The 13,747-nt window shown below is 38.3% G+C and carries 11 protein-coding genes; 10 read left to right on the top strand and 1 reads right to left on the bottom strand.

Annotation, left to right across the window (positions count from 1 at the left end):
• Positions 1–801: IS110 family transposase (locus tag B5E77_RS16505; protein WP_242963800.1), on the bottom strand; the 801-nt coding region annotated here is incomplete at its 3' end.
• 278 nt (positions 802–1,079) lie between these two features.
• Between B5E77_RS16505 and B5E77_RS16500 the strand changes: the two genes are divergently transcribed.
• From B5E77_RS16500 to B5E77_RS17740, 10 genes are all read left to right on the top strand, one after another.
• Positions 1,080–2,054, top strand: a complete 975-nt coding sequence (locus B5E77_RS16500; protein ID WP_087166457.1) for an SDR family oxidoreductase — start codon at positions 1,080–1,082, stop codon at positions 2,052–2,054.
• A 1,489-nt stretch (positions 2,055–3,543) separates the two neighbouring features.
• Positions 3,544–4,590 (top strand): polysaccharide biosynthesis protein, encoded by a 1,047-nt coding sequence (locus B5E77_RS16495; RefSeq protein ID WP_087166456.1) that lies wholly within the window; start codon positions 3,544–3,546, stop codon positions 4,588–4,590.
• A 36-nt stretch (positions 4,591–4,626) separates the two neighbouring features.
• Positions 4,627–5,847, top strand: coding sequence for a polysaccharide biosynthesis C-terminal domain-containing protein (locus B5E77_RS16490; RefSeq protein WP_087166455.1), 1,221 nt, complete (start codon positions 4,627–4,629; stop codon positions 5,845–5,847).
• Between the two features lie 54 nt (positions 5,848–5,901).
• Complete coding sequence (wecB, locus tag B5E77_RS16485; protein ID WP_087166454.1) at positions 5,902–7,098, top strand: non-hydrolyzing UDP-N-acetylglucosamine 2-epimerase; 1,197 nt, start codon at positions 5,902–5,904, stop codon at positions 7,096–7,098.
• Positions 7,095–7,571 carry a hypothetical protein gene (locus B5E77_RS16480; protein ID WP_087166453.1) on the top strand — a complete coding sequence of 159 codons (477 nt, stop codon included), beginning with the start codon at positions 7,095–7,097 and terminating at the stop codon, positions 7,569–7,571. The genes wecB and B5E77_RS16480 overlap by 4 nt, the downstream gene beginning before the upstream one ends.
• Before the next feature lie 1,055 nt (positions 7,572–8,626).
• Entirely contained in the window at positions 8,627–9,577 is a 951-nt protein-coding gene (locus B5E77_RS16475) for a hypothetical protein (protein WP_087166452.1), read from the top strand.
• 13 nt (positions 9,578–9,590) lie between these two features.
• Positions 9,591–10,580 carry a hypothetical protein gene (locus tag B5E77_RS16470; RefSeq protein WP_087166451.1) on the top strand — a complete coding sequence of 330 codons (990 nt, stop codon included), beginning with the start codon at positions 9,591–9,593 and terminating at the stop codon, positions 10,578–10,580.
• 10 nt (positions 10,581–10,590) lie between these two features.
• The gene (locus B5E77_RS16465) at positions 10,591–12,426 is read left to right on the top strand and encodes an HD domain-containing protein (protein WP_143468661.1); all 1,836 of its coding nucleotides are present in this window, start codon (positions 10,591–10,593) and stop codon (positions 12,424–12,426) included.
• A gap of 96 nt (positions 12,427–12,522) precedes the next feature.
• Positions 12,523–13,287 carry a hypothetical protein gene (locus B5E77_RS16460; RefSeq protein ID WP_087166449.1) on the top strand — a complete coding sequence of 255 codons (765 nt, stop codon included), beginning with the start codon at positions 12,523–12,525 and terminating at the stop codon, positions 13,285–13,287.
• Between the two features lie 70 nt (positions 13,288–13,357).
• A complete protein-coding gene (locus B5E77_RS17740; RefSeq protein WP_275532772.1) occupies positions 13,358–13,468 on the top strand; it encodes an AAA family ATPase in 111 nt (36 codons plus the stop codon).
• Positions 13,469–13,747: the final 279 nt, after the last annotated feature.

Here is a 13,747-nt window from a genome sequence, read left to right as displayed (position 1 = left end):
GCGGACTAGTAACAACGCTTGCGATACCCGCCCTTTGGGGCGAGCATGTAACTGGCCCTTATGAGGGCCAATCCAAACCACCACTTGAAGTGGTGGTTGTGACTTAGATAAAGCACTGTCGTTAGCACCGACAGACTTCCGTGCGAGAACTCTTAATTCGTTTGCCTGCTCCTTTTTGAAGTGACCATGTGAGGCGGTCGTAAGGAGATGGCTCAGATGAGTCATGTGCATGGAAGCAATGCCCTGAGGCGAAGGAGCCTCTTTCAAAAAGGCATAGACGGCTTTTTGATGCAGGCCGGATTTGAAGAAATACTGCAGTTCAGGGAATACCTGATCCACATAAGAAGTCAGCTGGATCTTCAAACGCGTCCGCTGTTTCATGGCTTTCTGCCGGAAGCGTCCGAACTGTTTGAGATCCGTCATGTCAAGGTCATAAAAAGTGACAAACCTGTAGGAATCCTGCATCAAAAGAGTCTTAGCAATGATGTAAGTGTCAACCTTATCCGTCTTCGTTTTGCGTAGATTGTTTCTGCGCATGGAAGATGCTTTGATCGGGTTGAGTACACACACTTGAAAGGAACTGGCAACAAGGTATCGTACAAGGTTGTCGCCATAGTGTGCCGTAGATTCAAGACCGATGATGATGTTGTCAGATTCGAGGGAATCGAGTCTGGATACCAACATATGGAAGCCATCAGCGGCATTAGAGAATTGAAACGGTTCCATGAGTATTTCGCCATCAGAAGAAATGGCAGAGGCAAAATGGTTGAGTTTGGCAATATCAATACCAACGTAAATCATGAGGAAGGACCTCCCTTTCTAAAGTCTGATACCGTGATATCCACCAGCGATTATCATCGTAGACTTGATTGAAATAAGTACTCGGAAGAAATACTCCCGGCAACATCCAGCACATAAACAATTCAGATAAAGGCAGCGGCAATACACTCCTATAGAGTAGTCAAAGCTACAGAATAAAATCAAAAGTCCACAGTATCTGAATGTATTGAACCACGATATCAGATTAAAAGAAAGGAAATGTGGTGTTTCAGCTTCTATAAACATCATACAAGGTAAAAATGAGATATCAAGATTTGAAATTTGATTATAGTACGAAATTTTTGGTTACTGGTGGTGCAGGATTTATTGGTTCAAATCTTTGTGAAGCCATACTAAATTTAGGGTGCCAAGTTAGATGCTTAGATGATTTTTCAACTGGAAAAGAAGAAAATGTAAAACCTTTTTTAGAAAATTCAAGGTATGAATTTATTAAAGGAGATATTAAAAATTTAGATATATGTTTAGAAGCGTGTAAAGATGTAGATTATGTGTTGCATCAGGCGGCATGGGGAAGCGTCCCTCGCTCTATAGAGATGCCACTATTTTATTGTGCGAATAATATCACGGGAACATTAAATATGTTAGAGGCTTGCAAAGAAAATAGAGTAAAAAAGTTTGTTTATGCGTCTAGTTCTTCTGTTTATGGAGATGAGCCCCATCTTCCTAAGAAGGAGGGGGTAGAAGGGAATAGATTATCTCCTTATGCAGTTACAAAGTTTTGTGATGAAGAATGGGCTAAACAATATACTTTGCATTATAACCTTCCCACAATTGGTTTACGTTATTTTAATGTATTTGGAAGACGTCAAGATCCAAATGGCGCTTATGCCGCAGTTATCCCCAAATTTATTAAACAACTTCTTTCGGGTGAAAGTCCAGTTATAAATGGAAATGGTAAGCAGAGTAGAGATTTTACTTACATTGAGAATGTCATTGAGGCAAATTTAAAAGCTTGTTTATCGTCTAGCGAAGCAGATGGTCAAGTCTTTAATATTGCGTATGGTGGACGCGAATATTTGAATGATATTTATTGGAATATTAGTAAGGCACTTAATTTAAATATTGAGCCAATTTATGGACCTGAACGAAAGGGCGATATTAAACATAGTAATGCGGATATTAGTAAAGCAAGAAAGTTTTTGGGATATGAACCTGAATGGGATTTTAAGAGAGGAATAGAGGCAGCAATTGAATGGTATAAAGAAAATCTTTAATAGGAATTAAGTTGAATTCTAATTCTTTAGTTAGCATCTTTAAATTGAATTTAACAAGTTTTAACAGTGCCGTTGTTCTTGTTGTATTTTGAGTTACTTTGACTTGTATGCATTTAAGAATATGGGCATTATATTTTCATATATGTTCTCGCCTGGACTGAGAATTGTCATGTTGATATACGGACGTCTATGGTTTGGTAAACACAAATAGTTAATAATTTACTGAAAAAGAGAGATATTATTTATTGCATCAAGAACGATTTCTTTGGTGATTTAATTAACATTCTAAAATAGGATTATAATAGCATCATGAAACTATGAAATTATAGTTACCTTAGCTTTAACCAGCAGTCTGGAAATGTAATTCTAAGCAAGCAATAGTGGAGTTGAATTTACAGTTCTAATGTTCCATTTAGACTGGGAGAAATGGGGCAGTCAGAAAAGCCCATAGGACGTAGGTAAAAATCGCCTGTTTAAAATGAGAATGGGTTATTGCAAAGACTCAAAACCTAGTACTAGGAGATGGACTAACATAGACAATTGGTGGAAATGATGACAATACCTATTGATTTTTCAAAAACAAAGAAGATTCTTAGGGAAAGGTGAAAACGGATGTGCCAGATCTGATTTAAACATTGCATATATGAAGATGTAAAGATTATAGATAGTAAAGTAAATTTATCAAGCATGTATAGAGAAAATCCATTTAATGATATTTGAAGGGGATTCTGAATTGTAGCGTAAGTGGGACAACATGTTCTGAGCTAGATGTTATTAAAAAGTATAACTTCAGAATTTTAACAGTGAAAATAGTTACGATAATCGTCCCTTTGAATGAGTGTGCAATTGGATTTTAGAAAGGGAATTTTAGCGTTTAGCATTTGGTAGATTACTTACAAGAAAACCACTTGTAAACGCGATTAATGTTCCAATGTAACACTTTTGGCCTCTATAAGCGCTATATCACGAATGAATGTATTGAATTTATCCATTTTTACTTTGATACATAGAAATGACATGATAGAGTTGAATATAAAAACTTAAAGCTGTTAGTAACAGGAAAGTTTTTGGGATATTTCCATATTGAGCCTAGACTTAAGATTATTAATATTGTACTTAGCTTTATAGTAATCGAATCTGGAGTGGAGCATATGAAAGCTATAAGTGAAAATAAAAATTGGAATAGTTCTATATAAGATTTTCATTAAAAGAAATCGCTGATACAAAATATTAATATGGAACTATTGATATCGATATAAATCAGAAGCATAATTTTCTCATCAATAGCTATCGTAGTAGGTTTGATTAATATAAGCGCTCTGGAGAAAATATGCAGAAATGGTTAATGCATTTAAATATTTCTGATAAAGGTAGTAATAGATTTCTATAAAGTAGTTGATGGTATAAAAACATATATTTAACCACTATATCAGGTTAAAGAAAGGAAATGTGATGTTTATGATTTTATAAACATCATACATGGAAAGAAATGATAAATTCTCAGTTTTTTAAGAATAAAATACTTATGATCACCGGCGGTACCGGTTCTTTCGGTTCTACCGTCCTCAAACATTTCCTGGATTCCGATTTAAAGGAAATCCGCATTTTTTCCCGTGATGAGAAGAAGCAGGATGATATGCGCCATGATTTACAGGCAAAGCATCCTGATTTGGCGGGTAAAGTAAAATTCTATATCGGAGATGTACGCAACATGCGTTCTGTGCAGGATGCCGTACAGGGAGTGGATTACATCTTCCATGCGGCAGCGCTGAAGCAGGTGCCTTCCTGCGAGTTCTTCCCCATGGAGGCGGTCCGCACCAACATAGAGGGAACAGACAATGTTCTGCATGCGGCAGTAGACGCAGGCGTACAGCGGATCGTGTGCCTGTCTACAGACAAAGCGGCATATCCTATCAATGCCATGGGAATTTCCAAGGCCATGATGGAAAAAGTCATTGGCGCCAATGCCCGGGTGGCGGCGGGAAAGACCACCATCTGCTGTACCCGGTACGGAAATGTCATGTGCAGCCGTGGTTCTGTGATTCCGCTTTTTATTGATCAGATTAAAGCAGGCAACCCCATTACCATTACTGATCCGAATATGACCCGGTTCCTGATGAATCTGGATGAGGCGGTAGACCTGGTGATGTTTGCTTTCGAGCATGGAGAGCCGGGAGATCTGTTTGTTCAGAAGTCAGACGCCAGCACAATCGGAGACCTGGCAAAGGCGGTGCAGCAGCTTTTTGGGGATACTGGAACCCACATTATCGGAACGCGGCACGGGGAGAAGCTGTTTGAGACTCTGATGACAAATGAAGAGTGTACCCGAAGCGTAGATATGGGAAATTATTATCGTGTACTGCCTGACGGACGAGATCTGAACTATGATAAATTTTTTGTTCAGGGCCAGGTTCGTACCATGGCAAATGAGGCTTATACCAGCCACAATACCCATCGCCTTGACGTGGAAGGTACGGTACAGAAGATTCTGACTACGGACTATGTGAAGGAAGCTTTGCAGAACTGGAAGAAATAAACCGGGACAGGCTTAACGAGAGGACAGGAGACGAATATGAATATATTGGTTACCGGAGCGGCAGGCTTTGTGGGGAAGAATCTGACCGCATCCCTGAAAAATGTCAAAGAAGGAAAAGACCGGACAAGGCCGGAGCTTGCCATAGACGAAATATATGAATATGATATTTATACAGATCCGGCCTTGCTGGATGAATATTGTGAAAAGGCCGATTTTGTCTTTAATCTGGCAGGGGTAAACCGCCCGAAAAATAACGAAGAGTTTATGAAAGGGAACTTTGGTTTTGCGACTACTCTGCTGGAGACCTTGAAAAAGCATCAGAACAACTGCCCGGTCATGCTGTCCTCTTCGATTCAGGCCACTCTGCTGGGGCGTTATGCAGGCTCTGATTACGGAAAATCTAAGCTGGCGGGCGAAGAACTTTTCTTTCAATATGGGGAAGAAACGGGAGCCAGGGTTCTTGTATATCGTTTTCCCAATCTTTTCGGAAAATGGTGCCGGCCAAATTATAATTCTGCAGTGGCAACATTCTGTCATAATCTAGCCAACGATCTGCCGATCCAGGTAAATGATTCTTCGGTGGAATTGGAACTTCTTTATATCGATGATCTCGTGGCAGAAATGCTGGACGCATTGGAAGGGAAAGAGCATCGCTGCGAATTTGAAGGCGTGGAAGCGGTAGGACAAGAGGGAGGCCGCTATTGCTATGCGCCTGTGACGCATAAGGCTGCCCTGGGAGAGATCGTGGAGCTTTTGAAAGTATTTCAGGCACAGTCCCAGACCTTTCTGATGCCGGAGATCCCGGAGAATTCCTTTGCGAAGAAGCTCTATTCCACCTATCTTTCCTACCTGCCGGCGGAAAAAGCGGCGTTTCCATTGAAAATGAACGTGGACGCCCGGGGCAGCTTTACAGAGCTACTGAAGACGGAGAAGTGCGGCCAGTTTTCTGTAAATATCAGCGGGCCGGGTGTGACGAAGGGACAGCACTGGCATCATAGTAAGTGGGAATTTTTTATCGTGGTTTCAGGCCATGGACTGATTCAGCAGAGAAAAATTGGGCTGGATGAACAGGGAAATCCTTATCCGGTGCTGAATTTTGAAGTGTCAGGAGAAAAGATAGAAGCCGTGCATATGCTCCCAGGCTATACGCACAATATTATCAACCTGTCTGAGATGGAGAACCTGGTGACGCTGATGTGGGCCAACGAGCAGTTCGACCCGGCGCATCCGGACACATATTTTGAACCTGTGGAATGATACGGAAAAATGATAGGCATAGGAATCAGGAAAACCAGCGGAGGGTAAGGACAAATGGAAAATAAGACAGAAATTCGTACAGATTATTCAGATATACATTTTAAGGATAATGGAAAGCTGAAGCTTTTGATTATTGTGGGAACCAGGCCGGAGATTATCCGCCTGAGTGCGGTCATTGAAAAGTGCCGGAAATATTTCGACTGCATCCTGGCACACACGGGCCAGAATTATGATTACAACCTGAATGGGGTCTTTTTCCATGATCTGAGACTGGATAATCCGGAGGTTTATATGGACGCGGTGGGCGACGACCTGGGTGCGACCATCGGGAATATTATCAACAGCTCTTACAAGTTGATGGCTCAGATTAAACCGGATGCTCTTCTGATTCTGGGCGATACCAACTCCTGCTTGTCAGCAATAGCGGCTAAGCGCCTCCATATCCCGATTTTTCACATGGAAGCGGGAAACCGCTGTAAGGACGAATGTCTGCCGGAGGAGACAAACCGCAGGATCGTGGATATCATCTCCGATGTAAATCTCGCTTACTCGGAGCACGCGAGAAAGTATCTCCATGAGTGCGGCCTGCCCAAGGAGCGTGTGTATGTGACAGGCTCGCCCATGGCGGAAGTACTGCATCGGAATCTGGAAGGAATCGAGAAATCGGATATTTTGGAAAAGTTGGGGCTGAAGCCTCGGAAATACATGCTCCTCTCAGCCCATAGGGAGGAGAATATAGATACGGAGAAGAATTTCCTCTCGCTGTTTACGGCGATCAACCGTCTGGCGGAGAAGTATGACATGCCGATCCTGTACTCCTGCCATCCCCGCTCCAGAAAACGGCTGGAATCCTCCGGCTTCCAGCTGGACAGCCGGGTGATTCAGCATGAGCCGCTGGGTTTCCATGACTATAACCACCTGCAGATGAACGCCTTTGCCGTGATTTCAGATAGTGGCACCCTCCCGGAAGAATCCAGTTTCTTCACGTCCGTCGGTCATCCCTTTCCGGCTGTCTGTATCCGCACCAGCACCGAGCGGCCGGAAGCCCTCGACAAGGCCTGCTTTATCCTGGCAGGTATCGATGAGAAGAGCCTTTTGCAGGCCGTAGATACGGCAGTGCAGATGAATTTGGACGGGGATTACGGTATCCCTGTACCGGACTATGTGGAAGAGAATGTAAGTACGAAGGTCGTGAAGCTGATCCAGAGCTACACTGGGGTCGTGAATAAGATGGTGTGGAGGAAATTTTGAGGCTTTTGTTGCATTTTGCACTGTCTGGCAGTATTACTATATTAGTAGTGCAGGAATGTCAGGAACCGAAGACAGTAGAGCAATCTGTAAATCCTACCGAGGAAAGGAGATATTTTATACTTTATAATTCAGAAATCCGTTTTGTGGATGAATTTCTTGTAAATCTGAAGATCAAAGGTATAGACAGAATTCCTTTTGATAATGAGGATTTTTATAATGGAGTAGACAGCATGGCTCTTAATTTCAAAAACAAAAGGAATGAGTTGGGCAATATATCTAATGAATTATCGCTGCTGTTTATAAAAAATCCTTTTGAAAATGTATATAAGAGATTCTATGATGCTATTTCTCAGAAAAACGGAAGCTACTTATCCTTTATTAATCCGGATTATGTGATTGGAGTATTAGATCTTACTTACGAGGATGCAGAATATATTATGGCCAAAACAAGTCAGGGCCCCTGGCACCTTTAGCAGCGCGTGCACTGATAGATTTTGTTCTGGCGCTAATATTCCTATTAATGTATAGGAGGAAAATACTTAATATTTTGCAGTCAGAGGAATGCAGACCTTTATTTTGAAGAGGTCCAGTTGTTTGTAAAGAGATCCTTGTCTGAATATAATGATATTCTCGAGCATAGAGGGAGTCGTTTTTCGGGCAAGGATATTTTTGACTTTGTATGTGGAACCGTGAACTTTGGTGCTGCTGAAATGATGGCTTTGAATTCATCATTGCTGCAAAGGCTCAGACATATCAGATAGCTGGGACTTGCAAGTGTGGTTCTGAATGAATACATTGCCGCATAAAGGACAGGGTGTTGCAAGGTATGCATTATTTGGCATTTACTGAATTACAGTTTGAACCAGGAAGAATACCTGAAAGTATTCCTTACGGATGGGGAAGTCCCGATCGACAATTCCGCCAGTGAATGAGTCCTGAGAAATTTCACAGTGGGATGGAAAATTGGGTGACAATCAATACGGTCAGGGGAGCGCAGGTAAGCGCCGCTAATGAACAGCGGTGCATGATTTGGCAGGAAGCGGAAGATTTGACGTTTACCATTAAACGGCCAAAATTTTCAGTTATAATATAAGCATCTCCTGTTCAAGGGGAAATGGAACGAACAGATAGCAACATAAGATGAGATCGTACAAGAATACTCAGTCTACTAACAAATACAGTTGCTTTACGTATCCAGGGAAGGAGTATGCAAAAATCCTTCTGGGAAAATATAGAATTGGATACTGGTAAAAATAGCATAATTTCCCCAAAAATGTTGTATTTAATGTGCTAATATGATAGTATATACATATGTTGTGCCCCAAGATTAAAGAGAATAGCGACATATGAATAAAAAGTGCGAAAAAAGACAAACAGGGTGAGAATTACCGGACTAATCCAATGCATGAAAGACATAGATATGCACTTGGGATATTCAATGATAGTTTTCATCCTGTTTTTTCTATATATATTCAAATGAAAGGATTTATTCAATGGAACGAATAAAGGATGGGAAGGAGATTGAAGAATGCAGCAAATTATTTACGTGGAAAGATATCTTACATCAGCGGAATACTATGGCTTTTTACTGCCTAAAATACAATTAATTCTAAAATATTATGATAAAACAGACGCAATAATTTTGGATTTTTCTGGAACATTGAAAATAGAGCCGAATGTAATTCCTAATTTGCTTTGTATAGGGCAAAAAATCAAAGATATATTAGGGTATAATGCAATAATTAGAATTCCTGATACATATGAAGGAGGTAAAATAAAAAAATATTTATTTTTAATAGGATTCACAAAATATTCCAAGGGGATATATGATTCAGAGTTTGATTTGTATACTGGATTTGAAGGGAAAACCATAGATCCGTTATGCGGTACAGTTTATTTTGAAAGTCAAGTTAGCAAGGACGAAATAGGGAGAAAATTTGATCAAATGATAGGACCTTTTGCGGAAAAATACTTAAGGAAATTTGACAAAATCAACATGTTCAACGGACAAATTGAAAATGATATAATAAATTTATTAAAAGAGTTGGCTGTTAATGCAAAGGACCATGGAAAAAGTTTTTCATATACAACAGTACATGCTAAATATTCTAAAAGGATTATATATATTTCTATTTCGGATGCGGGGCAAGGTTTTTTTCGTTCATGTATGGAAAAATATAAAAAGGAGCTTTTAGAAAATAATCAAACTATTAGTAATGAAGTAGAAGCGATTTTATATTGTATATATGTAAGAAAAGCAAGCAAAATATTTGGTCTATACTCTGTAATAAATAATACTATCACTAATAAAGGAATCGTGCGGATTCACTCCAATGATTCCCAGGTGATATTTACGAATAAGATAAAAAGAGAGTTTGAAAAGCAAGATTTGTTGAAAAATCAAAAATTCTGGAAATACTATGTGAGGCGTAATTTAAAATTTGATGGGACGCATATAGAATTGGAAATTCCATTTTAAAGAGGTAATAAATATGCAGGTATATATAGAAAAAGAACTAGTCATGATTCCAATGGCATTAAATTCTTTTTATTACAATATTCCTTTTGGAGCAAAAAAAATTGTATTTTCGAAAACGGTGTCTATTAGTGAAGAATTTATGGAAATATTGTTAAATTATATAAATGAATTACCGACCGAAAAACATATTATTTTGGACTTGGAAAATATTGACTATGCCTTCAAGCTATTTGAAGAGTTTCAGAAAATTAACAGGCCTTTAATTTTTATTAATATAAATACACAGTCATTACGTGAAAAAATTAAAGAGAATCTTCCTGGAATACAATTAGATTCTAAAGGGACGAATGGGACGTTAAATGCTTATTTTAACAAAAGTGTCCTGGATATCTGCTCGCAATATTCTTCCTGCATCTCACATAAGGTCTATGTAAAAATTGTAAAAGAACTGATTGATAAAGTAAAGAAATCTTCGGGCGAGCCGCATAAATTAGATTCATCTGGTCTGTATAGCAATATGTATGTGAATGTTAAAAAGCTTTTTTTAGAGCCAGAATGTTACTATGCAATTGTTTATGGTTTGGCTCGAAAAATTGTTGATTCAGATATAGAATTTGATGGGTTTGTGAGTTCAAGTAAAAATGGGGCGCTGTTGGCTAACTTATTAGGTATGCTGCTTGATAAGAAAGTGATACATATTATGGGAATAGGTCCCAAATATTCCATGAACATAGGAAATGTTCAGAAGGAAATAAAGAAAAGGAAGAATTATATCTGTATTTTTGACTTTCGATGTACTGGTACAGAAATGAAAATTTTGTCTGCATTGATAAACGCCAATGATGCATATGTGCAGGGATATGCAGGAATTGCTGTATATAAATATGATCTAAAAGATGTCTCGGAAAATATAATGCTCTACCTTGTTGACATTAAGGATGAAGAGATACCGTATAAAATTGCAGGCGAAAAAGAGGATCTTATAAAATTGATGGATGATTAAAGGATGGTAGATGATGATGAGTAAAGATATTGCACCGGAATATAAAGATTTTGAATGTATTAAACAGCTTGGTGTATATCAGGAAGCTTTTATTAAACTTGTTGAATGTTATGGCCAGGAGTTGAATGGGGGAAGGATTATCATAGAGGATAGTGTATATACTCTTCATGATTTTGATCATCATTGCATAGAAATTTACAAAATTATAAGTGATGTACTATTGGATCCCAAACGAGCTTATTCGTCCCCGGGGCTTACAAAAAGGGAGTTATATATATTGGATATGGCGGTCTTGTTTCATGATATATCAATGAGTCAGGATATCATGGCAAAAAGAGAAAGCCATTCAAAAAGTTCGGCTGATTATGTGCAGGAATTGTTTGATAATACTAAAAGTCTGTTTTCTAAAGAAAGTCAGTTAACTATAAATGAACTCAATGCATTAAAAGCGATTATTATTGCCCATAGCGATATAAAAGATGGGACAGTTCCTCCGGAAGAACAAGGGCTGGGTGCCACTGCGTTATCAAAACCAGTACCTGCGAAAAGTGGGATGATTCGTCCGAAACTATTAGCGGGTATTTTACGGTTGGCTGATGAATTAGATGTTACAAATGAACGCTTGGGATGTAGAAGTATTGAGGAAAGCCTAAGAAAGTGCCAAGAAAAATTTGAGAATATGAAAATGCAGTTGAAAGTGGAAGAGGGAGAAGGGCTTCTGGAGGCTGAATATGAAAAATATGAAAAGTATGTGGAGTCTCTTTCGTATTGGAAAAACCTTTATCTATTTTCCGAAGTAAGAAGAGAAATGCAGGATGATACAATACAATTGATAACAGATGACAGATATATTCGTGAACTGTTGGAACAAGGTAACACGCCTCCTGCCATTGCCAGAAAAATATTAAAAATATATGAAAAAATAGATAAAGAATGGAAAAATATTAAGAAGTTTATTATAGATGATTCTTCTCAAAAAGTTGATGTAAAGAGTTTTTTCCCTGTGTCAGAAATAAATATACAGTGCGGGCTGGAAGAAGTCAGGCAAGAATTAGAGAAGCAGCTTTTTAATATTTATTCTAGCCAGGATGTAACGGTAACAAATGTGCAAATAGAAGCCGTTAAGGAAGACGATGGTGAAGAAAAAAGAACTTTAGAGCAATTGCAGGAGGAGGTGCAAATAATTGATCGAAACCTTTCGGATAAATTGATGGCTGAAACGAAACGGCGCCACCTTCTCAAAGTAGGTCATTTTCTTTTAGATGATATATTTTGCGCAAGAGATTGGATTGATACAAAAGAAATCGTTGAGACAAAAGCTATCGCAGATAAAATCAATGCTTGTTTTATTGAACATATAAAGAAAAACATTAGATTAGATGAAAAGAATGTAATTATTGGATTGGACCTCGAGGGTGCATTATTAGCTTCCAGAATAGGAATGAGTCTAAAATTACCCTTTACTTATATTATACCTGTAAGAGATCAGCCTAATTTTTCAAAAAAAGAATTAGAGGTATCGATAAAAGAGTTTGATGGTATAATTTTAATTGCGGATGTTATAGTTGCATTTGATACTATAAAAAAGGCCTTAAACGAAATAAGCAATACAAATGGTATTAATGAACAGGAACTTTTAAATAAGGTAGTTATGATCTATAGCATATTTTATAGAGAAAGTAATTTAATTAGTCTGAAAGGATTAGGTGAATTAAAGAAAAAAACATGCTGTTTAAACATGGATTTTCCGGTTGAATTATTCAGAAAGAAAGAGTGTCATTATATGAAAAATAATGAATGCCTTGCATTGAATTGTCGTTCAAAAAATATTAACAGCAAGATGTGAGTCAAGGCCAAACTGCTTATTATGCTGAGCCTAAAAGGAATTGCAGAAGACGTCTGTGATGTCCTGCAAAGATCTCAAAGAGGAGGTTTCTCGAATATGTTATCTACGGTGAATAACATGGTGTCTTCAGAAACCGTGAAGGTAGTAGCGAAGGATTTGTATCATAAAATCCTTGATGTTCTTAACTTAGATCCAATAGCAGCTTTAGATCTCATTAAAGATCTAAAGAATCTTCCCTCAACGATAAGAGATGGGATCTTCTTTGAATGTTTTGAGGCCTATATTTTAAATTTAAATGAATATGATCATGAAAAGAAAGCGTTTGTTGAGGATAATCTGAAAAAGTTGGTAATCTCATTAACAGAAGCAAGCCCGAATGACGAAACTGATTATGTAGGAGACTCCACTAAGCTTTATGAGTACGCGAAACGGATTGTAAAACTGATTGATGACTGTGGAACTATCCAGAAAGCAGTGTATTTATCAAATATTTCCAGAGCACTTGCTAAACACGAAATTGATAAAAGATTATTTTTTAAACTGGGGCAATGTATCAGAATGTTGACGGAAGAAGATCTTCTATTTCTGCGAGAAAACGTTAAAGAGGGGATAATCAGTGGAGAGGGCGATTATATAGATGATTTCAGAGGATTAGGGCTAATGTATGAGGTGGATACCGGATTTGCTTATTCAAAAAAAGCTTTCCAACTTTTGAAATATGCTTTGGACTATGAAGGAAGAAGTATCCCGGAAAAATTTCCTGAAAGAAATATAATAACAGCAGCTACAAAAGATGAGATTAAAGAGGCAATGGAGAAGGTTGATGAGATTGATGGAAGAACAAAATGGGGGAAATTTTAAAGTGAAAAAGCATTAAAAATGCATAGGCCTAAATATAGTCCTTATTGTTGGCTTATACAATAGGAGGGAGTTGGTAAAGAATTTTAGAAGCTACAAAGAGGAAACGGTAATTTATTTTGATGCTCTCACGGTATTAGTTGGCAGAAATGACATGGGTAAATCTACAATTCTTGAAGCGTAGATAGGGAGTATCCCAAAGTTTGTGTAAACCTTCAAACTGATGTAAGATAGTGAGGTGCACCCTAAAAGTTAGACTTTTTAAGCGTAGCAGTTTTATGGCTGCTACGCTGTTTTTATGCAGCCAAGAGGTTAAGTCGAGACCGTTTCAAGTTTTGTGTAAACTGAAAAAACGTACACGGTAAATCAGTAGTACCGTGCCAGTTTCCTCGCTCCATGAGATAATAACTCCAGAAAACTACAAGTTTTTTAAAGGAGTTATCGCCATGGATAAAATCACACA

Origin of the sequence: Lachnoclostridium sp. An131 (genome assembly GCF_002160825.1) — a bacterium.
Taxonomy (GTDB): Bacteria; Bacillota; Clostridia; order Lachnospirales; family Lachnospiraceae; genus Laedolimicola.
Note: the sequence above shows the minus strand (reverse complement) of the source record. Positions and strands in the feature narration are given on the sequence as shown.